The sequence below is a fragment of the Poriferisphaera sp. WC338 genome (genome assembly GCF_050931845.1).
GTDB lineage: Bacteria > Planctomycetota > Phycisphaerae > Phycisphaerales > Phycisphaeraceae > Poriferisphaera.
Window position 1 is genome coordinate 2,184,784 of the sequence record NZ_CP194516.1, and the last position, 23,610, is coordinate 2,208,393.

The 23,610-nt window shown below is 52.6% G+C and carries 19 protein-coding genes; 13 read left to right on the top strand and 6 right to left on the bottom strand.

From position 1 onward, the window contains the following. Positions 1 to 15 precede the first annotated feature (15 nt). Positions 16 to 477 (top strand): hypothetical protein, encoded by a 462-nt coding sequence (locus ACQ6WK_RS08985; protein ID WP_432797045.1) that lies wholly within the window; start codon positions 16 to 18, stop codon positions 475 to 477. Positions 478 to 548: 71 nt separating this feature from the next. On the opposite strand, the gene ACQ6WK_RS08990 is transcribed toward ACQ6WK_RS08985, so the two are convergent. After that, positions 549 to 1,415, bottom strand: a complete 867-nt coding sequence (locus tag ACQ6WK_RS08990) for an AraC family transcriptional regulator (protein ID WP_432797046.1) — start codon at positions 1,413 to 1,415, stop codon at positions 549 to 551. Between the two features lie 99 nt (positions 1,416 to 1,514). Here ACQ6WK_RS08990 and ACQ6WK_RS08995 point away from each other — a divergent pair, with 99 nt between their 5' ends. After that, entirely contained in the window at positions 1,515 to 2,366 is an 852-nt protein-coding gene (locus ACQ6WK_RS08995) for a phytanoyl-CoA dioxygenase family protein (RefSeq protein ID WP_432797047.1), read from the top strand. Positions 2,367 to 2,402: 36 nt separating this feature from the next. Here the strand turns inward: ACQ6WK_RS08995 and ACQ6WK_RS09000 are convergent, their stop codons facing one another. Further along, complete coding sequence (locus ACQ6WK_RS09000; protein ID WP_432797048.1) at positions 2,403 to 3,116, bottom strand: site-2 protease family protein; 714 nt, start codon at positions 3,114 to 3,116, stop codon at positions 2,403 to 2,405. 96 nt (positions 3,117 to 3,212) lie between these two features. Between ACQ6WK_RS09000 and ACQ6WK_RS09005 the strand changes: the two genes are divergently transcribed. Together ACQ6WK_RS09005 and ACQ6WK_RS09010 are read left to right on the top strand one after the other, a co-directional pair. Continuing rightward, positions 3,213 to 3,944, top strand: coding sequence for an SDR family NAD(P)-dependent oxidoreductase (locus ACQ6WK_RS09005; protein WP_432797049.1), 732 nt, complete (start codon positions 3,213 to 3,215; stop codon positions 3,942 to 3,944). Positions 3,945 to 4,198: 254 nt separating this feature from the next. Then, positions 4,199 to 5,131, top strand: a complete 933-nt coding sequence (locus tag ACQ6WK_RS09010) for a hypothetical protein (protein WP_432797050.1) — start codon at positions 4,199 to 4,201, stop codon at positions 5,129 to 5,131. Positions 5,132 to 5,230: 99 nt separating this feature from the next. Here ACQ6WK_RS09010 and ACQ6WK_RS09015 read toward each other — a convergent pair whose 3' ends face one another. The 4 genes from ACQ6WK_RS09015 to ACQ6WK_RS09030 all read right to left on the bottom strand — a co-directional run bounded on the left by ACQ6WK_RS09015 (position 5,231) and on the right by ACQ6WK_RS09030 (position 10,209). Further along, the gene (locus ACQ6WK_RS09015) at positions 5,231 to 6,280 is read right to left on the bottom strand and encodes a DUF6786 family protein (protein ID WP_432797051.1); all 1,050 of its coding nucleotides are present in this window, start codon (positions 6,278 to 6,280) and stop codon (positions 5,231 to 5,233) included. Positions 6,281 to 6,515: 235 nt separating this feature from the next. Further along, complete coding sequence (locus tag ACQ6WK_RS09020; RefSeq protein WP_432797052.1) at positions 6,516 to 7,559, bottom strand: 2-oxoacid:ferredoxin oxidoreductase subunit beta; 1,044 nt, start codon at positions 7,557 to 7,559, stop codon at positions 6,516 to 6,518. After that, positions 7,559 to 9,541 (bottom strand): 2-oxoacid:acceptor oxidoreductase subunit alpha, encoded by a 1,983-nt coding sequence (locus ACQ6WK_RS09025; RefSeq protein ID WP_432797053.1) that lies wholly within the window; start codon positions 9,539 to 9,541, stop codon positions 7,559 to 7,561. Before ACQ6WK_RS09025 ends, ACQ6WK_RS09020 begins: the two co-directional genes overlap by 1 nt. Before the next feature lie 203 nt (positions 9,542 to 9,744). Further along, positions 9,745 to 10,209 carry a fluoride efflux transporter FluC gene (locus tag ACQ6WK_RS09030; protein ID WP_432797054.1) on the bottom strand — a complete coding sequence of 155 codons (465 nt, stop codon included), beginning with the start codon at positions 10,207 to 10,209 and terminating at the stop codon, positions 9,745 to 9,747. A 152-nt stretch (positions 10,210 to 10,361) separates the two neighbouring features. On the opposite strand from ACQ6WK_RS09030, the gene ACQ6WK_RS09035 reads away from it, so the two are divergent. From ACQ6WK_RS09035 to ACQ6WK_RS09075, 9 genes are all read left to right on the top strand, one after another. After that, a complete protein-coding gene (locus ACQ6WK_RS09035; protein ID WP_432797055.1) occupies positions 10,362 to 11,069 on the top strand; it encodes a hypothetical protein in 708 nt (235 codons plus the stop codon). A gap of 65 nt (positions 11,070 to 11,134) precedes the next feature. After that, the gene (gene ccsA / locus ACQ6WK_RS09040) at positions 11,135 to 14,383 is read left to right on the top strand and encodes a cytochrome c biogenesis protein CcsA (protein ID WP_432797056.1); all 3,249 of its coding nucleotides are present in this window, start codon (positions 11,135 to 11,137) and stop codon (positions 14,381 to 14,383) included. A gap of 86 nt (positions 14,384 to 14,469) precedes the next feature. Next, positions 14,470 to 15,093, top strand: coding sequence for a DNA-3-methyladenine glycosylase (locus tag ACQ6WK_RS09045; RefSeq protein ID WP_432797057.1), 624 nt, complete (start codon positions 14,470 to 14,472; stop codon positions 15,091 to 15,093). Between the two features lie 113 nt (positions 15,094 to 15,206). Further along, positions 15,207 to 16,961, top strand: coding sequence for a S1 RNA-binding domain-containing protein (locus ACQ6WK_RS09050; RefSeq protein ID WP_432797058.1), 1,755 nt, complete (start codon positions 15,207 to 15,209; stop codon positions 16,959 to 16,961). Between the two features lie 125 nt (positions 16,962 to 17,086). Further along, positions 17,087 to 18,385, top strand: a complete 1,299-nt coding sequence (locus tag ACQ6WK_RS09055; RefSeq protein ID WP_432797059.1) for an NAD(P)/FAD-dependent oxidoreductase — start codon at positions 17,087 to 17,089, stop codon at positions 18,383 to 18,385. Between the two features lie 167 nt (positions 18,386 to 18,552). Continuing rightward, a complete protein-coding gene (locus tag ACQ6WK_RS09060) occupies positions 18,553 to 19,236 on the top strand; it encodes a CDP-alcohol phosphatidyltransferase family protein (protein WP_432797060.1) in 684 nt (227 codons plus the stop codon). Positions 19,237 to 19,386: 150 nt separating this feature from the next. After that, a complete protein-coding gene (locus ACQ6WK_RS09065; RefSeq protein ID WP_432797061.1) occupies positions 19,387 to 20,982 on the top strand; it encodes a hypothetical protein in 1,596 nt (531 codons plus the stop codon). Positions 20,983 to 21,207: 225 nt separating this feature from the next. Then, positions 21,208 to 22,725 carry a rhamnulokinase gene (locus ACQ6WK_RS09070; protein WP_432797062.1) on the top strand — a complete coding sequence of 506 codons (1,518 nt, stop codon included), beginning with the start codon at positions 21,208 to 21,210 and terminating at the stop codon, positions 22,723 to 22,725. Between the two features lie 238 nt (positions 22,726 to 22,963). Beyond that, positions 22,964 to 23,434 carry a hypothetical protein gene (locus ACQ6WK_RS09075; protein WP_432797063.1) on the top strand — a complete coding sequence of 157 codons (471 nt, stop codon included), beginning with the start codon at positions 22,964 to 22,966 and terminating at the stop codon, positions 23,432 to 23,434. The last annotated feature ends 176 nt before the right edge of the window (positions 23,435 to 23,610 follow it).

Sequence of the window (23,610 nt, forward strand, 5' to 3'; positions counted from 1 at the left end):
GCCATGATCTATTTGATGACGTGGATCGCGCAAGATACAGGCCAGCTTTTGAATAACCTGCGCGCGAAAACAATTTCCGGAAAGGGACCAAAAATGAACTGTCGTGCCACCATATTAACCTCATTATTACTTGTCATTATGACAATCGGTTTAGTTGCTTGCACTTCTTCTCAGTACACGAAGCTAACACCAGCACAACGTATTGAAATGCATGATGCACGTGAAGTTGGCCTTGCCTATCAGCTTTATCTAGAAAGCCATGATGGCGAATTACCTCAAAATCTGTACGCACTTGCGAGCTTTCTAAACAAACCAATTAATCTCAAACAGTTCAGCTTGGTCAACCATCACAACATTCAAAATGTAAAGCAGATAACGAAACCGGAACAGTTTGCCATTGTTGAATCGCGACCAACAACCAATCAAACATTCCGCGCGGTGGTTTATGCTGACGGACGTGTCGAAGCGAAAATGTAAATAAGTTCAAAATAACCTAACCCCCACCCGGGGAGCCGTAGACACCCTTTATGTTTACGGTTCCCCCTTTTTTAGACCATCCGTTGTGCGGCAAGACGATATTTCCGTGGAGTCATACCGTAGTGCGCCTTGAATCGCTTGTAGAAATAGCCGTGATTCTCATAGCCTGCTTGTGCGCCTACTTCAACAATAGACAAACCTGTCATACGTAAAAGCTGCGCCGCTTTTTCGATACGTAGTTGATTCAAATATTGTGTCGCGGTCACACCATAAACCTCTTTGATCATACGGTTCACATGTTCAACTGATTTATCACAAAGCGTTGCTAATTCGCTTGCACCACTACATACGCCATCGCGCACCTCAAGCTGCCGATATTTCTGCAACCCTTTATAAAACCAATCAGGCATCACACAATTATCTTCGCTAGTCACCTGCCGATCACGCATCAGCAAATCAATCACATTGATCAGAAAACGTTCAATCGTGAATCGGCTTTGCGTCCCTGCAGCTAATTCGTTGGCCCATTCCTTAAGCTGCATCATCTGTTTCTCAACCAGACCAAACATACTTGGCAAACCAACCCCTGCTCGTCCATCACCCTGCCATACCCAATGCTCATCAAATCCGTAGCGCTTCCGTAGTTGTTGCAATAGTGATTGCCTAAAGGCGATATTGCAAATTACAAATCTTTCATCACGTCGAGCCAAAAGCGTATGTCGATCCCCTGCGCGCATCATGATTAAATCACCAGCATTAACCTTCATAACTTTGCCATTGATATGATGCTCTCCTCTTCCACGTTCAAGCCAAAACACCTCTGGATAATTCTGACGATGCAACGGCAATCGTGACAAATGTGTGTGCTCCGCACGACGCACATGGAACCATTCTTCATCTCGAAGAAATTGATCAATAGTGTATTTTTCAGTCCACATATCAATTTAGCGTAATAATTTATCTTTATTGTGCAAGATTTATTTGATTTATGTAACTAATCTTGGATTCTCAAATAAACTTATCATGGAGCCTGTGTGATGACAACCCAAACCAAATCCAATATGACAACGTATGCCAAACCTCGACTCACAGCCGAACAGGTCGCGCAGTATCACACCGAGGGCTATCTTCTTCCCAAGCAACAGGTTTACTCGCCAACCAAGTTTCAGAAACTTGTTGCGCGATTTGATGAACTGCTTGAAGAATGGCAACACGATCCGCGCATGCGTAGCCCCGAACACATGGATGTACCACACCTACTGCATCCGGATTTGTTTGATTGGATCTTCGATGATGCCGTATTGGATCTCGTCGAACCGATCATCGGACCGGATATTGCATTGTTTGCATCTCACTTTATTTGTAAGCCCGCGGGCAAAGGCAAGCGCGTGCCGTGGCATGAAGATTCTGGCTACTGGCGAGGACGACTTGATCCTATGAACGTAGTGACCGTTTGGCTTGCGGTTGATCCTTCCACGCCAAACAATGGCTGCATGCGTGTAATCCCCGGGACTCACAACAGTGGCAAGGCTGGCTTCAGCGATTATGTCAGCGCAAACGCCGAAGAGAACGTGTTCGATTCCGAGATTGATCCATCGCAGTATGACGAATCCAAGGCCGTTGATTGCGTACTGGATGCTGGGGAGGCTTCACTGCATGATGGCCGTATTATTCATGGGTCAAATGCCAACACCGGTAATATGCGACGCTGCGGATACACCATGCGATTCATCTCGACCGCGGTCAAACACACCGACAATTCCAAGGATCAACTCAGCATTTATTTGGCTCGTGGTAAAGATCGAGCCGGCAATCGCTATGGCGATCCGACTAAAGTCAATCAAGCCTATATCGATGCTCACAAGGACGGCTTCCCCGCTGGGCACTAGATACTGATGATATAGATGAAGTGTTTTGAAAACTGATTAACGACGGTCACCGTCTTGTTTATCTTGCATCGCCATATACTGCGCAACTCGCCAACCGTTATAAGCCTGCCATCCGATGAACAACGCCAAGATAAACAGCCAGGTTTCGCCGTAAACCAAACAGGCCGCACCACCAACCACGGCACAAACAAGACCAATACCTGAGGCAATACGCAAACTCTTGGTACGACCCACAAAAAACCAGAGGATCGCTTGTAGAATTTGCCCGCCATCAAGCGGATAAATCGGGAGGATATTGAAGATCAAGAGTGCAAGGTTGATATAGGTAATGGCGATGATGAAGTACTTCAGCCCGCTTGCTTGTCCCTGCGGGATGCCGCCCACGATGGCGTACATCAACACAAAAGTGATGGGAACCAGCACCACATTGACCAATGGTCCTGCCGCAATCGACCACAGAACCGCGCCCGGACGTTGCGGCGGTTGGACAAACGCGATTCCCCCTAACGGCCAAAGCACAATCGTATCTGCCTTACCCCCGACGCTCCGGCAGGCAAGTGCATGACCAAATTCATGAATCAACACAATCCCAAATAACGCAAGGTAAACAAACACACCCCAAATAGAGTTCAAACCAAACTGCGGCAGACCAATAAAAATGACTGCTACAAGAAACCATGACCAGTGCAGATAGACTGTGATGCCAAAAACCGTAAACAGGCGAATTGATCCGTTTCTCATTTCAATCATGTACCATTCTTCGGCGATCCTCCCTCCTGAACACCCCCCATCAGGGAAAGACCTCGGACCACTACCCATTCGCGCGCAACACGCTACGCTATGAATATGGAAAATCATTCTTCTTCAATTGCGATCGTTACAGGAGCGGGCTCAGGCATTGGGCGCGATACCGCTATTCAGTTGGCCGAGCATGGGATTAAGTGCGCCATCGTCTCGCGCACCGAAAGCAACCTTGAAGAGACGGCGGTACTGATGAAACAGTCATCGCCAAACCCTGATGATTGCAACCCTCTGATCTTGCCACTTGATCTATCATTAGACGATACGCCAAGACAGGCCGCCGAACAAACACACAAGCATTTCGATAACATCGACATACTCATCAACTGTGCTGGCTCAGCGCCGATGATGAGCATCGACAAGATCACACCCGAAACTTGGCACGACTGCATTGATATCAATCTTTCAGCTACGGTCTTACTCACACAGGCAGTTTGGTCGCACTTTGTTTCACGGCAAACGGGGCTGATCATCAATATTTCATCAATGGCATCGGTCGACCCTTTCCCAGGATTTTCAATCTACGCAGCCGCAAAGGTTGGTGTGAACATGTTCACACACGCTGCAGCGGCCGAAGGAAAAAAGCACGGCATCCGCGCGGTGGCTATCGCACCGGGAGCTGTTGAAACAGATATGCTCCGCGCCAACTTCCCAATTGAAATGATCCCAACCGAAAAAACGCTCGACCCTGCGGATGTCGCAACGAAAATTCTTACGTGTGTCAATGATCCAGATTCATATACTTCAGGAGAAACAATCCTCTTCAATAGTCCCTAACGGGCAGATATCATTTACACACAAACTGTTAAGATTTCGCTGAATACGATTAAAGCTGGCATACCAAGCATATATCAGCATAATGAATGGCTGAGGTAGTATAAAACCTGCCACAACGAATTAGATTCAGAGACTAAAACACGCATCACATCTGCACAATTCGTTCCGTGCGATCGCGAAGTTTATAGGTGCATTGAGTACACCAAGAAACAATACTCTCTTTTCAAACTCAAACAGAACAGGTGGGCAACATCATGACCGTCGAAAATCAATCCTTTACCTACACTTGGGTCGACAACTGGGCGACCATTCCCGACACGGAATCTGGCCGTAAATCTGGCCGCACACACGGCGCGGTCGTAACATCCGATGGCAACATCGTGATCTATAACCAGGCCGACCCGGGCATCCTAATTTTCTCCCCCGAAGGCGAACTGCTCAACGCGTGGGGCTCACGCTTCTTCGGTGCCCACGGCATGTCCATCGTCAACGAGAACGGCACCGATTATCTTTGGCTAACCGATGAACACACCGGTGAAGTGGTAAAGACTACGCTTGATGGCCAGACCATCATGAATATCGAAAAACCTGATCACCCTGCCTACGACAACGCCAGTTATATCCCCACATGGGTCGCGGTCAACGAGGAACGCCACGGTGGTAACGGCGATATCTGGGTTGCTGACGGCTACGGTTCTTCATTGGTTCACCGCTACGACAAAGATGGCAACTGGATCTCTGCCTTGTCCGGGGAACAAGGCGCAGGTCACTTTAAGTGCCCACACAGTGTCGCCTTCCGAACTGACAAAGCATCTCCTGAACTCTACATTGCAGACCGCGGTAATGAGCGATTACAAATCTTTGATGCAGAAGGCAATTTCCTCCGCGTAGTTACCGACACCTGCCATTCACCCTGCTCTTTCACCTTCCATGAAGGCAAGACCTACATTCCCGAACTTTTCACCGGCATTAAAATCCTCGATGAGAACGACAAAGTCATCACCTCCGTCGGGGACAATGATGGTATCACCACGGTATCAGGTTGGCCGAATCTGCAAGGAACTGAACACGTTCAACCTGGCAAATTTAACTCGCCGCATGACCTCACCGTGGACGCTGACGGCAATATCTTTGTCGTCGAATGGATCATAGGTGGTCGCATCACCAAATTGCAGCGCAACGCATAAATCTATCTCATGATTAGGTGAGGCTACAAGAGAAATACACACCAAAAGAACCCCGATCATCTGACCGGGGTTCTTTATTTGCATCAAATATACTCATCATCAGATTGGCCTGATATCGACACCTAGTAGCGTCTGTCCTGCTACCTTTACATCATCAATACTGCCACTGAGAACATGCGTCACGCACGTACCACTGCGATGGTGATCGGTCTGACCTACAACCACACCTGCATCATGATATTCCATTTCGCCAAAGGCACCGTAGCTCCCATCGTCGTTATATGCTTGAAGCACATCGCCACCAGCCACGCAGTCCGCATCATTCGTAATCGGCTGATCAACATATGGCAACCCCGGCAGCACTGGGAATACACGCACGATCATGGTTGCAATCTCACCTTCCAGTTCACGATAATAACCCATTCGCCCAGTCGTATCTTCAGGCTTGATCCCCATCTTGGTGCGACGATTCGCATCAATCAGATACCGCACACAATCATCATCCCACTGCACATGGACATCACCAAACGGATCGTAATAGCTTGTCGGCCCCTCGGCGGACAATGGCTTCACAAGCGGGCAAATCAATGTTCCACGCGGCGGGACTTGCAAAATATCCCACACCCCAACAACCGCTCCCTCATCGCCTCCCGTCACCTGTAACTCATTGGTGATACTGTAGCTCATACACTTCACACCAGCCGGTAAACCGTCTGGATTCTCGGCGTGACAAATTTTGCGCGTCACGTCCAAAGATATCTTCTTACTATTGCGGCCATCCACAAGGTTCATTCCCGCATTACGGATCACCACATGCCCCGCACCTGCCTCAACGATCCTATAATCACCGGGATCAACATCCGCGGGCGTCTTCGCCCACTTGATGGCGTCTTCACGCGCCTTCTCAAGGCTCGGCCAATAGAAGGCCACTTCCGGAGCTGTCCATACACGATCACCACCGCCGTAGTAGCCCGGCTCGATCTCGCCACCAGAATAAAACAAGTTTTCATCCACGCCATCAACCGCACAACCAATCACTCGGCCGGCCTTCTCCGTCACCAAAAGTGAACCACCGTTGAATTCCAAGGTTGCCGACTTTAATCCAGCGTCGGTGATCTTACCCACCATCTCGTTTAGCCAATCTGCCATGATCAATCCTCAATCAAACGTCATGAATTCTCACACATTGCTGCCTCATCATACCCGATCCCCCAGCCCCGAAGACAGACACACAATACATCATAAAAACACCCACACTTTCCAGTATGGGTGTCCGTGTTTCAATAGGTTGAATCATAGCGGTATCAATCCGAACCGCCATGCCTCAGATCCCAGATCTCATGCCCCACGTTCTGAGACTCATCTGGCATACAAGCGAGGTGTTTTAATCGTGCAACTGATGTTCGCTATCTTTTTCTTCGATGGTGTAGACATCGCCCATGTTAAACAAGTCGTCTAACGTGCCTTCGCCGCGGGTTTCCTTAGCATGATCAATCTGCCCGACAAGCAAATCTTCATACAATGGCTTGCTTACACTCTTGAACACGCCCATCGGCTCCGGAAACTCCGGCTGACGTAAACGGCTCAAACAATACGCCAACGTCGCATCGTTCTCATCATGCACCGCGATATCTGCATCGGTGATACCACCTTGTCCAAGCGTGACTACTTCAGGTTTCGCATCGGTGAAGACGATCCCTTTATCACGTTCCTTACCAAAAATCAGTGGCTGACCGTGCTCCAAACGCAAGACATTGTTTTCCTTCTCATCACGGTTGGTCGCATATTCATACGCGCCGTGATTGAAAACATTACAGTCTTGATAAATCTCAACAAACGCGCTGCCTTCATGGGCGCTGGCGCGTTCGAGCACTTCGCCAAGACTCTTGTCCACGTCTACGCAGCGGGCCACAAAACTTGCTTCGGCGGCAAGTGCGATCGACAGCGGTGTCAGTGGTGGATCAATCGAACCCATCGGTGAGGACGGGCTACGTTTTCCGATCTCACTGGTTGGTGAGTACTGCCCTTTGGTCAAACCATAAATACGGTTATTGAACAGCAAAATTTTGATGTTCACATTACGACGCAACACGTGCATCAGGTGATTGCCGCCGATCGACAAGCCGTCACCATCGCCAGTTACAACCCAGACATCAAGTTCGGGGTTGGTGATCTTTACACCAGTCGCAATGGCCGGCGCACGCCCGTGAATGGAGTGCACACCATACGTGCCCATGTAGTACGGGAATCGGCTGGAGCAACCAATCCCTGCTACAAACACGGTGTTTTCTTTTTGAGCGCCGGTCTTGGCCAGCACCTTCTTTACCTGATTCAGGATCGCATAATCACCACAACCGGGGCACCAGCGCACATCCTGATCTGAGGCAAAATCTTTCGCTTTTAAAACAGGCAGTGAGTTACTACTCATTATTCTGCCCTCCCGTCTTTCGTCATGAAATCGTAATTCTGATCACTTGTGGAGACCGCATGATTACGCGGCATCAGATACTCATGATCGCCAAAACCATCTTCAAGCATCAACTCAATCGCCTGCTCAATCTCTTCAACTAGGAACGGTTTGCCTTGCACCTTGTTCAAGCCACGTGCATCAACCAGATATTTACTACGTAGCAGCAACCGAAGTTGTCCCGTGTTCAACTCTGGCACAAGCACATGCTTAAACCGCTTCAGCACCTCACTAAGATTGCTTGGCATCGGATTCATATGACGCAAGTGAATGCTCGACACATCACGGCCCTTCTCACGCTGGCTTTCAACAGCTGTATGGATCGAACCATACGTACCGCCCCAACCAACAATGAGCAATTCACCACTCGCACTGCCAAACGGCTCGATCGGTGGAATCACATTCGCAATGCGATCAACTTTTTCCTTACGTACCGCCGTCATCATTTGGTGGTTCTCAGGATCATAGTTGACGTTACCCGTGATGTTCTGTTTCTCAAGACCGCCAATGCGATGCTCGTAACCCTTCACACCCGGACTCACCCAAGGACGAGCCAAGGTTTCCGGATCACGGTCATACGGTGCAAAGATTGCATCCTCTTCCAACTTAGGCGCATCCGGTACAACAATCGGTTCAAGCTCCTCGGCTTTCGGCACGGGCCACGGCTCACTACCGTTTGCCAGATAACCATCGGTCAGCAACACCACCGGCACGGTATGCGTCATCGCAATTCGGCTTGCCTCGATCGCTGCATCAAAACAATCCGCAGGACTCTTCGGCGCAATGACCACGACCGGACAGTCGCCGTTACGCCCCCAGAGTGTTTGCAGTAAATCGCTTTGTTCTGTTTTTGTCGGCAAGCCTGTGGATGGGCCACCGCGTTGTACGTTGACGATCACCAGCGGAAGTTCCGTCATCACAGCAAGACCGATTGCTTCGCTTTTCAGTGCGAGCCCTGGACCGCTTGTACCGGTGACACCAAGACCACCTGCGTAGCTTACACCAATCGCGCCGCAAACCGCCGCGATTTCATCTTCCGCCTGAAACGTCTTCACGCCAAAGTGACGCAAACCCGCCAAAGCATGAAGCACCGTGCTAGCCGGCGTAATCGGGTACGAGCAGTAGACTAACTCGCGTTTAGACAGCTTGCTAGCTGTAACCAAGCCCATCGCCAGCGCTTCATTGCCGACGACTTTACGGTACTGGCCCGGCGTAATGTCCGCGCGATTAATCTGATACCGTTCAGTAAACAGTTCAGCAGTCTCACCGAAGTAATACCCACTGCGCAGCGCTTTGATATTCGCTTCCGCAACTTCTGGCTTGTTCTTTTTCTCAGCAAAATAATTGGTGATGTAACGTTCAGTCGTTTCCAATGGCCGGTTATACAGCCAGTAGATAATGCCAAGCGCAAACATATTCTTGCACCGACCAATATCCTTCGCGCCCATCCCTGATTCAGCAAGCGACTCTTCATTCAGCCGCGTGATCGGCACGCTCATAACCTGATAGCTTTCCAGGAAAACTTCATCTTCGAGCGGATTGTGTCCAGCGGGATACCCTGCCTTCTTCAGATTCGTTTTGGTGAATTCGCTCTCGTTAACGACCACGATTCCCTCGCGCTTAACCTCGGGAATGTGAGCCTTCAGTGCCGCTGGATTCATCGCAATCAGCGCATCAACCTTGTCGCCCGGCGTGTAGATATCTTCACTGGAAAAGTTGATCTGAAAACCAGATACACCTGCCACGGTCCCGGCTGGAGCGCGGATTTCGGCTGGATAATCCGGTAGCGTCGCCACGTCATTGCCGACGATGGCGCTGGTATCCGTAAACTGCGTGCCGGCCAATTGCATACCGTCACCACTGTCGCCCGCAAAGCGAACCACAGCACTCTGACGCGCCTTAAGCCGGCGCTTCCCGTCTAATTCTTCTGTTTTTCCGGGCATCAGCCCTACTCCTCGTGTATTCGTCATTCACTGCTAACACGACAACAAGCACGACAGTGTAGCCGCACAGCATATCTATGCCAACGCCGCAACCAGCGTAACATTCCACTTTTCCAGACATTTCTGCAAAAGACAAATCAGGCCTTTTTTACCAGGCCCATGCTAATGTAGATCGTATTCTTGATGTGACACAGTTTCCCAACTCACCCCACCGACTCGCCCACCAACCAAGTCGTATACATCAGCTTCCCCACGCCTACACCAATGACGACTAACACAAACCCCGCGACATTCTGGATAAACCAATAACCCGCCGCACTCCAGATACCATGTCGTACGTAAAGCTGATATCCCTCAAACGCAAAAGTCGAGAACGTCGTAAAAGCACCCATAAACCCCGTCAAAAGCGCCAACATCAACATCGGCGACAAACTTGCCTTCCATTCATGTAATGCCCCCCAAATCAGGCCAAAGAAAAAACACCCCAGCGCATTGACCATAATCGTCCCACTCGCACTGACATACAACGGCCATTCATTCATTTCCATCGGGTGTGCCCAGTGCACGAACTTTCCTACCCCGTATCGAGAAAGACTTCCCAACATCCCGCCAACACCGACCAGCAGCACATTAACGCCAACCCCGGCTTGGATGAATTGTTCTGCCATTTGGCGAACCTTTCCTTATCCACAAACGAACTATTTCTATCTGCCTACGGCAGTTCCTTCATCGTCCACTCACGGTTTTTTGAACCAACTTATGACTCAATGTAACCTATCTCTACGCGCACCGCTCCCGGCGCGTTTACGAGGTGCCACCAATGATTCACGGGTCCCCCCCCATTTCTCCCGTCGCCCTTCTTGCTCCCGAGCCCGCTCGGCCGCACCCCATTCAATCTTGCCATCACATATGGTTCTACCTCAGGATCATCGTGCCGCTGATCATGCTGGCCGCACTCTCTGCCTGCAAGGACGAACCTATCACGCAGGATGCCCGTCCCAAAGACCCGCCGCACGTGGCGCAACTCACCAAACCGCCCACGCCACTGATCGCACCAGCCGACCACCCTGCCCCCGGCAGTACAGGCAGCGCCTCTGCTTCTGATAGTACGCTCACTTATACCGCCCCAAAATCCTGGACCGAGCAACCCGCCACTCAGTTTCTCACTGCCGCCTTCACCACCGGCGAAGGCGACCAGACCATCCGCATCACCATCTCTTCCCTCACCGGCAACGCCGGCGGACGCATCCCCAACATAAACCGGTGGCGTGGCCAACTCTCCCTCCCACCCATTACCGACATCGCGCAACAACCCGAACAGCACATCGATCTTCCTTCCGGCATCCACTGCTCGCTCTACGACATGCAATCTGCTGACAAAACACAATCCTTCCTTATCGCCTACCTCCCGGTCCCCGCACAAAACAAAACCTACTTCATCAAAGCGGCTGGCTCATCTCCCGCTATCGGCGAGCTCAAACCCGCTTTCATCACTTTTCTCAATTCCATCACCATCACTTCACTCTAACCATCGATTAGGCTGCCGCATTTTCATTTTTTCAACATCACTGATCCTTTAAAGATAAGTTCATCATGCCCGACATCCGTAAAAACAAACTCCTCAAATCGCTCTCATCACTCAAGCTCATGGTCTTCCTCATGGTCCTGACCATGATCCTTGTTTTCTTCGGCACACTCGCCCAACGATTCGAAGGCAACTGGACCGTCGTCGGAACCTACTTCCGATCACTCATGGTCATGATCCCCCTCAAACACATCCTCCCGCAAAATTTCCGCGCCCCGGACTTCTCCTTCCCCTTCCCCGGCGGGTTCCTCCTCGGCGCACTCCTGCTGCTCAACCTCGTCGCCGCCTTCATCACCACCTTCAAAATCACCGCCAAACGCACAGGTATCCTCGTCATCCACCTCGGACTCATCGTCCTGCTCCTCGGCGAATTCATCACCGGCATCTTCGCCGTCGAATCCAACATGACCCTTACCGAAGGGTCCTATGCCAACTTCTCTGAAGACATCCGCACCACCGAACTCGTCCTCATCGACACCAGCGATCCGGAATCCGACACCGTCATCGCCATCCCACAATCCCACCTCCAAAAAGCATTCAACACCGGCCAACCTGTTTCCCCTGGAAACGCCTCACCCAACATTGATCTCCCCTTCAACATTACCGTCACCAAATACTACCCCGCTGCCAACATCGTCGACCTCCAGCGCGCCGCGATGAACCCGCACACCCAACTTTCCAACCCCGCCACCGCAGGCTTCGGCACCGACTTCTATCTCGCCATGCCCGTACGCGCCGAAACCGGCACCGACCTCAATCAATCCTCTGACACACCTGCTGCCTATCTCACAATTAGCCCCAACGATTCCGACAAACCGCTTGGCACCTTCATCGTTTCACCACTCATTACCGCTCACCAACCCATCACAGATAGCCAAGGCAAAACCTGGCAACTCGCCCTCCGCTTCAAACGCATTTACCACCCCTATCAAATTCATCTCATCAAAGCCACCCACGAACAATTCGTCGGGTCCACCATCAATAAAAACTTTGCCTCCGACATTCGACTCGTCGATCCCGCCAACAACGAGGACCGCAACGTTCATATCTGGATGAACCACCCCATGCGCTACCGCGGGCAAACCTTCTTCCAGTACCAGATGAACGCAGGCATCGGCCAATCTGTCCTTCAAGTCGTCGACAACCCTGGCTGGACCCTGCCCTACATCTCCTGCACCTTTGTCTCCCTCGGTCTGCTGCTGCACTTTGTCCTCATGCTCATCAAGTACACGCGCTCCCCCGGAAGTAAAAAAGCACGCGCTCCTGCCGCAAACGCCAGCACACCACTCACACCACGTCCCAAACTTCACTATGCGATCATCACCTTGACCGCACTAATCGCGCTTGGCTACATCGCGTCGCCGATGATGCGTCCGGACAAATCACCTAACACAGATCAATACAACTTCGCCGACTTTGCGCGCATCCCTGTGACCGATCAAGGCCGCGTAAAGCCGCTCGACACTGTCGCCCGTTCGACCCTGCTGCAAATCCGTGACAAGCAAACCTACCGTGACGATCAAGGCAACACATACTCCGCCGCCGCTGTGCTGTTTAACATCCTGTCCCATCCCGCCGAGGCCGCCGAATATAAAATCTTCCGCAACGACAATCCCGATATCAAAGACATGCTCAAAGTTGAAGACCCCAAAGAGCATTTCTTCTCCTTCAGCCAGCTCTCACCGCACATCCAGACCATTTCGGATCACGCACAGAAAGCCGACGAGATCGCTGCCGCCGACCGCTCGCTTTACCAGAACGACATCATCAATCTTTTTAACAAGCTCCGCGCCTATCGCGAACTGCAAACACTCACACGCCCCTACTACGTACCACCATCGCCCCCCTCAAAAAACAATCTAAATACTTCCGAGGGCGAGTGGATCGCGCTCACCACCGCCATGCAATCCGCCGCTCATACCCGGCAACCTCTTTCATCCACCGCACAGAATCTACAAGATATTTTCCTCTCCGCCTCACTCACTGCCGAAGGCACTTTCGAGCAAGCCAAGCTCATGCACTTTGCCACCCTCATGTCCTCACTCCCCACTTCCATGCCGCAAGATCTGCAAGGCACCTACATCATTTCAACCTCACAACTCATCACCCCTGCCGCGGAGAAGGCGCCTGCCGCCAACTACCGCGCCGCCCTGTCTAACCATCTATTAGACTTCCAAAAGAACCATCCCAACATCATCACCAAGACTGACTTTGAAGTCTTCTTTAACAAGCTCCAGCCCTTTTATGCCGGGCTCGTGCTTTACCTTGCCGCCTTCATCCTCCTGATCTTTTCGTTCCTCTTTTCAACCTCCACCGCAAACGTAAACACCACCGACCCACCGCAATCCATCTTCCGCAAGCTCCTCCCCTCACTCGCTTTCACCATCATCCTCATCGCTTTTGCGCTGCACACCTTCGCGCTAGCTGCCCGCATCTATATCACCGAACGTCCCCCAGTCACCAACCTCTATTCCTCCGCCGTTTTCATCGGCTACTTCACCATCGTCATCGCTCTTGCCTTTGAACACTTCAACCGCAACGGCATCGCCCTCCTACTCAGCTCACTCATCGGTTTCGCCACCCTCATCGTCGCCCATAACCTCGCCACCGGCGACACCATGCAGATGATGCAAGCCGTCCTCGATTCAAACTTCTGGCTCGCCACTCACGTCATCATCGTCACCATCGGCTACTCTGCCGTCTTCTTCGCTGGCTTCATCGCCCTCTACTACATCCTCCTCGGCGTCTATACCAAACGACTCACCAAAGACCTTGCCGCAAAGATCACCCGCATGATCTACGCCACCACCGCCTTCGCCCTGCTCTTCTCCTTCGTCGGCACCGTTCTCGGCGGCATCTGGGCCGACCAATCATGGGGACGCTTCTGGGGATGGGACCCCAAAGAAAACGGCGCCGTCCTCATCGTCCTGCTCACCGCCATCATCCTCCACGCGCGATGGGGTGGCATGATCAAACAACGCGGTATCGCCGCACTCGCTGTCCTCGGCAACGTCATCACTGCCTTCTCATGGTTCGGCACCAACATGCTCGGCGTCGGCCTGCACTCCTACGGCTTCATGTCCTCCGCTTACTTCTGGCTATGGGCCTTCATCGCAGCCAACCTCGCCGTCATGGCTATCGCCTTCCTCCCATTACGTAACTGGGCTTCCTACGTCCCGCTCACCGCCAACCCACCTAAATCCATCAAAGCCATCCCCAACCCTCGCAACAAACAATTCGCCGGCTCAGCCAAATAGCTTTCACCATCAAACTCACGAGTTCAAACCTGTAAGGCCCTCCATTAATCCTGGAATGATCCACACTGTTATCATGTTGATCTATCATGCATTCCCCCCTCCCCCGCTCATTCTTCAACCGCAACACCATCACCGTTGCTCGCGCGCTACTCGGCCAAAAACTCATACGTCTTGATCCGAAAACCAACACGCTTGTTGGCGGCCTGATCATCGAAGTCGAAGCCTATCTCGGGCCGCACGATAAAGCTGCCCACACTTATAACCACCACCGCACCCCACGCGTCGAAACCATGTGGGGACCGCCCGGCCACGCCTATGTCTACTTCACCTACGGCATGCACCATTGCATGAACGTCACCACCCGCCCCGCCGACACACCGCAAGCCGTCCTCATCCGTGCTCTCGCCCCTACTGATAATCTCTCCCTTATGTATACACGCCGCAAAAAAGCCAAACGCGACCGCGATCTCTGCTCCGGCCCCGCCAAGCTCACCCAAGCCTTGGGCATTGATCTCACACATGGGAATACCGACCTCACCACGCCTCCTACCCCCTATTCCCCCCTCTGCATCCTCCAAATCCGCAAACGTGCTTACCCATCCTCGCACATCGTCGCCACGCCTCGTATTGGCGTCGCCTACGCAGAGGAATGGGCACCAAAACCACTTCGATTTTATTTGCGCCATTCTCAACATCTCACCACCCCATAATCGGCTAGAATATCATCTCCCCAGCGGGTCCAATCCGCCCTAACAGATTGGATATTCACCCCCAACGCGGGTAAGCTGGAGCTATTGTTCTTTTTAACAATGGATGTATTTCTATGGACTCGATGAATCAAGACCCGTCACAAGCACCGAAGCCGCAGAACACCTCGGAGTCGGCCGTGCCACAAACACCACCACCCGCTCCCGGAAACGCTCCAGCCCCTGAAGCGCCACTAGCACCCGGCGCGCCCATAGCACCAGGGACTGCACCAACACCACCCGCTGCTGAAGCACCAGCAGCTCCCGCATCCAACCCACAAGCTGACTTGCAAAAAGAAATCGATGATGCCCTCGGCGGACAATCCCTCGACGACATCATGAAGGCCGACGAGCAAAAAGAAGACGAGCTCAAAGCCGCGCAAGCTGAATCCGATTCCGGCACGAAAGAATTCCATTCACAAATCAAGCGTGGTCGCATCGCCGCCATCCGTGGTGATGATGTCTTCATCGACCTCGCAGACGATGTCAAACTCCAAGGCGTTGTCCCAGCTGCACAATTCGACCGCCCCCCACGCCTCGGCTCGATCATGGATTTTGTCGTCGATCATGTCGATGAAGCGCAAGGCCTCGTCTTCCTCTCACGTGAAGGTGCCGTCTCACAAGCCAACTGGCAACAACTCAAACCCGGCATGTCCATCGAAGCCCGCGCCACCGCCACCAACAAGGGCGGTCTCGAACTCGAACTCGTCGGCAACATCAAAGGCTTCATGCCCGCCTCGCAAGTCGACATCCATCACGTCGACGACCTAGAGCCCTTCGTCGGTCAAAAGCTCACCGGCCTCGTCCAGGAGATCGATCACAAAGGCAAACGCGTCGTGCTCTCACGTCGCCAACACCTTGAAATCGCACAAAAAGCTGCGCACGATAAAACAGTCTCCGAACTTGAAGTCGGACAGATCCGCAAAGGCACCGTCAGTTCCGTCGTTGACTTCGGTGCCTTCGTCAATCTCGGCGGCGTCGACGGCCTCGTTCACGTCACCGACATGGCTTACTCACATGTCGGTAAACCTTCCGACCTGCTCAAAGTCGGCCAAGAAGTCGAAGTTAAAATCCTCAAGCTCGACCTTGAGAAAGACCGCATCTCACTCGGCATGAAACAGATTCAGCCAGACCCGTGGGATTCTGTCGCAAGCAAATACAAAGTCGGCGATAATGTCGAAGGCACCATCATCCGCACCGCGAACTTCGGCGCATTCGTCGAACTCGAAGCCGGCGTCGAAGCACTGCTGCCCATGTCTGAAATGTCATGGGGCCGCGTCCGCTCCGCAGAAGATGTCGTTAAAGTCGGCGACAAGGTCCGCCTCGCGATCATCTCCATCGACCCTGACAAACACAAGATGTCGCTCTCACTCAAAGCCGCCACCGGCGACCCCTGGGTCGGCGCTGAACATAAATATGCCAAGTACAACATCGTTGAAGGCAAGGTCATCTCGACCACAACCTTCGGCGCGTTCGTCGAGCTTCAGCCCGGCATCGAAGGGCTCGTACACATCTCCGAACTCTCCGACAAGCGCGTCCGCACCGTCGAGGACGTCCTCAAGGTCGGTGACACCTCGAAGTTCCGCGTTATCGAAATCGATGAAGCAGAACACAAAGTGAAGCTCTCACTCAAAGCTGTCGACAAAACCCCTGAGCAACTCGAAGCCGAATCACAAAGCGCTTCGCCTCGCCAAGGTAATCGCGGCCCCGACAAGCAACACGCCCACACACCCTCTGCCAAACGCAAGAAGCCTGACAATCTTAAGTCCGGCCTCGGCGATGTCGGTGGCGTCGGTCTCGGCGGCCTGAAACTCGACGACTTCCTCAAATAACCCCCGAAAAGCCCCATCACCTCAAGCCCGGCATTCGGCTGCCGCCGCCACTGGGAAACAAACGGCACAGATACAAACAACCGCGCCCTGGGATCCATTCCCCGGGCGTTTTTCAACCCGCAATCATGAACGAAAATCATTACAATATCACCATCATCGGCGCCGGCGCAGCAGGCCTCTTCGCAGCGATTCATGCCGCAGATGCCGCACCTCATCTCAACATCGCTCTGCTCGATTCCGCCAAATCCCCCGGCACAAAAATCCTCGTCTCTGGCGGAGGTCGCTGCAACGTCACCAACAAATCCGTCACACCCAAAGATTACAACGCTCCCTCAACCAACGCTGTCAAAAAAATCCTAAAGTCCTTCACCGTCAAACAAACCATCAACATCTTCGATCAACTCGGCGTCAAACTCAAAACCGAACCCACCGGCAAGCTCTTCCCTACATCCGATTCCGCCCGCACCGTCCTCGACGCCCTCCTCCGCGAAGTGAATCGTCTCCCCAATCTCACCCTCCTCGCCAACCACCGCGTCACATCTATCTCTCGATTAGACGGTAACGCAATGTTCCGCATTTCCACGATTCAAAAACCCATCACTACTGAACGTATCATCCTTTGCTCCGGCGGCAAATCCCTTCCCAAATCCGGCTCCGACGGCTTCGGCTACGAACTCGCAAAATCCCTCGGCCACACCGTCACCCCAACCTCCCCCGCACTCGTCCCACTCACCTACCACGACCCATCGCACTACCTCACCAAACTCACCGGCATCGCTATCGACACGCCGCTGACACTTTCGCCGCAGAACGGCAAGCCGCGAAGCTTCCCCATCAAATCGCTCCTCTTCACCCACTTCGGTATCTCTGGCCCGGCCGCCATGGACCTCTCCCGACACTTCCTTATCCTCGCTCAAAATACCCCCGACCAATCGCCCACGCTCACCGCCAATCTCCTTGCCGCCGACCACCCCGACCTCGCCAACTTCGATGCGCTTGAACAGCACCTCCTCTCCATCGCGCAATCCTCGCCCAAGCGCGCCATCAGCTCACACCTCAAGCATCTGCTTCCCTCGAACCGCCTCGCTGAAATCTTGCTGGACAAGCACCTCGGCATTCCCCACGACACCAAACTTACCCATCTCACCCGTGACGACCGCCGGGCGCTTGCCCACACGCTTCTTGCCCTCGACCTGCCCATCCATACCCACCGAGGCTGGAACTACGCCGAAGTTACTGCCGGCGGCATCCCCCTCACCGAACTCCACCTCAACACCATGGAATCACGCATCAATCCCGATCTCTACCTTGCTGGCGAAATACTTGATGTTGATGGACGCATCGGTGGATTCAATTTCCAATTCGCCTGGAACACCGGCCGCCTCGCCGGACTCGCCGCCGCAAACTCATTCAACAACCTCTAAAAACACTTCATCATCCCTCAAGCCCGCTCGCTCTGTGGGCGGAGTCATCTCACCCACCCCGACAACACCAACCTGAAAAATCTTCACCCTACACATTCCCCACACCATTCGACTAAAATAAACGAACCATCGCCAAGTACCCTATCCCTCCCAAAGAGAACGTAAACATGTACCGCCAATTCCCCAACATGCTCACCGTCCTCCGCCTCTTCCTGGCTGGCATCTTTTTCCTCATCCTCAACCAATTCCGCTTCGACTCACAAACCTCCCACTCACCCATCCTCATCGCCGCCATCGTCCTTTTTGTACTCGCCGCGATCACCGACGCACTCGACGGCCACCTCGCTCGCCGCTGGGATGTCGTCTCAAAGTTCGGCCGCATCATGGACCCCTTCTGTGATAAGATCCTCGTCGTCGGCGCCTTCATCTATCTCATGGGTGCACGCTTTGTGATCCCCGAGCGTGCCGCTGATGGCGAATTCTTTAACATGGCCTCCGGCATCTACCCTTGGATGGTCGTTGTTATCCTCGGCCGCGAACTCCTCGTCACCGGCATCCGCGGCGAACTCGAAGGCGATGGCATCAACTTCCAAGCCAACAAATGGGGCAAGATCAAGATGATCCTGCAAGCCATTGTCATCCCCCTTGTATTGCTCATTGTCTACCTCAACCCCGAACACCCCAGCCACAGCGAAACCTACAACTGGCTACTGGCCACTTGCCGTGACATCCTCGTTTACGCCACCGTCATTGCCACCGTTGTCTCCGGCCTCCCCTACATCACCTCCGCCATCAACCTCGTCAAAAAAACAACTGAACCAACGACTCCCCCTTCCTCTCCCAACGACTAATCATCGCTTAGACCAACATCATTCATAGCTGCTCTTCTATCAAAGACAAACACACATGCTCAGTATGCGGGTTATCTCACCGTCTTTTCTATCGCTGCTCTCACACATCTCATACAATCACGATTGAACTCTCATCCTCCGGAGCTTGGTATGTATCGCAAAACATTCATCATCATTGCAAGCCTCATCACCCCATCAATCTTCGCCTTCGCACTTTTTAGGCACGCTCCAAACCCATCACAAACCGCTGGCCCATCCCCACAGCAACAACTCGTCTCCCTCATCGCCCACCTCCGCACCCAAGGCTATCCAACCGCCGCCGACGAGATTGACGCCTGGCTTCCCCCCGCCCCTTCACCCAACAACGCCCAAGCCTACAACAACATCTTCGCCCAGCTCATCCCCTACGATGAACAAACCCACGGCTACCCCAACTGCAAGAGCTATGACCTCTGGTGCGAACATATCGAAGACATCACCTCGCCCATCCCAGACGATCATCTTGCCAACATCCAACACTACCTCAACGACAACGCCCCCGCCCTCACCGCGCTCCGAAAACTTGATCCCTCCACTCCCTCACGATGGTTCCAGAACTATCAAAACGACCACCTATCCATCGCAAAGGTGTATGTCTACCACCGCAAGCTCGCCCACCTGCTCCAGACCGATACGCTCCTCGCCAATCATCAAAAGCAGCACAACCGTGCCTACGACAACATCACCCGCACCATCCACATCGCAAACGCCCTTCAAAATGAACCTATCCTCATCGCACCCCTCGTCCGCGAATCCCTTTACGCCCTCGCCCAATACATGATCAAGGAACAACTCCATTCTTCGCCACCAGACAAACAAACCTCCCGGAATCTACTTGCCCACCTCAGCACCATCAACCTCCACAAGCAATTCATCACCTCACTCATCATCGAACGCGCCGATATGCTCTCAAACCTCGACACCAACAAAGCCATTGAACTGCTCACGCAGAAAGCTCAAGTCTACACCATGTTCATCGGAGACGATCAAGACCCCACTGAAGAGGCCAACTCAAGCGCAACAGCAGACTATAAATCCCCCGAACTTTTTGATGATACGTTCGATCAAATGAAAGTCGACCTGGCGAACACCCGGCGGCAAATCACTCGCTTTACCAATGACCCAACACTCCCCGAACAAAACAAAATCGCATTCGCCACCATGATCACTGAATTTATTCAATCGCAAATCAATCAACCATATCTTGATGACTTACCTCAAGAGAAAATCAATCAACTCGCCAGCGACGAATCCGCCGTCGCACACTATCTGCTTGATGCATACCGCAGCTCGTATGATTCACTCAAACTCTCTCAAGCCCGTCTCGACCTTACCCGCACCGCCCTCACCTGCCACCTCTATAAACTCGATCACGGCTCATACCCATCCAAACTCACCGACCTCGTCCCCAGCTATCTCCCCGCCATCCCCACCGACCTCTACACCAGCAAACCCATCCTCTACAAACACGACCCATCTACTGGCAGCATCGTCGTCTATTCAACCGGCCCCGACCTGCAAGACGACCATGGCCGAAGATTCGCATCTCGCCAATATGAAAGCTTCGGCCGCAAGCCCGACGAAGGCGACACCAAACACATCTACACCGACATTACCTTTTCCCTCGGCCCGTACCAGCGCACCCACTTCCCCAAATCCTTCAAGAAGTTCGAATGCAACGGAGCATGCGACGTACACAACCCATAATCATTCCTGCTCTTGAACTCATTTTGCCTCTAACGCTCCCCTCTGTGGTTCTGTGATTCCACAAGCCCGCTCTTGCATCAAATCAGCCCCCGCCTTCCCCCTCACCACCTGTTTCAAAACAGCAGTACACAGACATGATAACTTACGAAATAATTTGATATAATCTGATCATCTTTGATCGCCATTCCGATGCAAATGGCAGCCGTTTTTATCAGGAGCCTTTTGATGAGTACCAGTGCGAAACACGGGCACATTGCCTTTGACCTCGGCGCCGAGTCCGGCCGAACCATGCTTGCAGTCCTCGAAAACAACCGCCTTCAACTCATCGAAATCAACCGCTTTGCCAACCTCCCTCAACATCTGCCCTCCGGCTACCACTGGTCGCTGCTCGACCTCTGGCGGAACCTACTCGACGGCCTCACCAAAGCCGCACAGCATGCCCGGGAAAACGATATCCAACTCATCTCACTCGGTGTAGATACATGGGGTGTTGATTTTGGATTGCTTGGCAAATCTGGCCAACTCCTCGGCCTCCCCTTCGCTTACCGCGATCCACGCAACCCACCCGCCATGCAAGCCGCCCTCAACAAGCTCGGTGACGAAAACCTCTATGACCGCACCGGCGTACAATTCATGCCCTTCAATTCACTCTTCCAACTCCTCGCTCAAAAAGCGGCCGAACCCGCCGCCATAGATCATGCTACACGTATGCTCTTCATGCCCGACCTGCTCCATTACTTCTTCACCAATAAACCTGCCAACGAAGCCACCATCGCATCCACCAGCCAAATGATCGATCCTCGCACCGGCCAGTGGGATACTGAACTGCTCGAACAACTGGGCCTACCCACCAGCTTCCTCTCACAAACACCCCTCCAAGCTGGCAGCACACTCGGTCCCGTCACCGATCAAATCGCGTCACACTGTAAACTGGATCAAAAAATCCCCGTCATCCTTCCCGGCTCACACGATACCGCTTCCGCCATCGCAGCAGTCCCTGTTGACCAAAACAGCAATCAAAACTGGGCCTATCTATCCAGCGGCACTTGGTCCCTCATGGGTGCCGAACTCGACGAACCAATTGTCAACACCAGTGCCATGAGCGCTGGCTTCACAAATGAGCGCGGCGTCGAAAACAAAATCCGCTTCCTCAAAAATATCGCCGGCCTTTGGCTAGTGCAGGAAATTCGCCGCGACTATGAATCTCAAGGCCAGTCCTTCGACTATATCCAACTCACGCAAGCCGCCGCCGAAGCGAAGCCGTTCCAAACTTTGATTGACCCAGCAGACCCACCTTTCGCTACGCCTGGTAACATGCTCACCAAAATTACCGCTTACGCACAAAAAACAAATCAACCCAACCCCGCCTCATCCGGCGCCTTTGTTCGTTGCGCCCTCGAATCACTCGCCTTTGCCTATCGCACCACACTGCATGAATTACAAGAACTACTCGGCCGCAAAATGGATGTCCTCCATGTCGTGGGTGGAGGTGGCAAAAATGAGTTGCTGCAACAGATGACAGCCGACGCGATTAATCTTCCTGTTATTGTTGGCCCATACGAAGCCACCGCCATCGGCAACGCGCTTACACAAGCCATGGGCGCAGGCAATCTTGCCGATCTCGCCGCTATCCGCAGCGTTGTGAAGCAATCCTTTGAACTGAAAACCTACAAGCCCTCCGACACTGCCGGCTTCGACCAGCACGCCATGCGCTACCAGTCACTCATCACAAAAGCCGAGTAAGGCAACCTCAATCAACCGTTAAAATATCGGACCAATTCGCGTCTGATTGCTATGTCACTTCAGCCTATACAATCATCATATTCCCTCACCACAAGACACTTGCGACGCCCCAGTTGCTACAGATGTTTATAAACGGTTACCTTTGTATTGCTTTTATTCAGAAATTGGGGAGATTTCTTAATATTCCCACCGGAGCACGCCGATGTTTGCGCGTATAGTTTCGCTGGGAGATTCTTCTATGCATCCAGTTAAGACCATGCGTTCGGGCACCGATCAGAGTGCAAAACTTGATTCCAAACAAAACGGCCACGCCAAAACTAACGGCAAACATCTCGATCATCCCACTGTTGATCAAGAGAACAGGTTGAAATGGGAAGCCGTCAGCAGCGAAGTCGATCACAATCTGATCCATGAAGACCATGCGATCGGTGACATGATTCTCGACAACCGTCCGCTGAATCTATTCCATGAAACCTTTGATCGTGACTGCTTAGACCATGTAGCTCCCAAGTACGCATGGCAAAATTTAGTCCTCCCCATCCGTGTCCATGAAGGCACACTGATCTGTGCCACCAGCAAGTGTATGCTTGATGAAGCCATTCTTATGGTCGAGACTCATGTCAAGCTTCCGGTGCGTTTTACACTTGTCGAAGTTCATCTGCTTGAGATGTTCATTGCTGAACGCTACGGCTACGAAGGCATCGACTAAAGCGCCAACCCGCACGAAATACCCAAAGACCATCATTCACTCTGCCCCAGGCAGGGTTTTGTCATGCGCCATCCCAGATCAGCAGAAATCGGCGTAGGGTAGTAAACCTGATAGAGACAGCCACACATGTCACCAATAATTCCTTTTACTTAAACAGGCACTAAACCAGAAAGGCG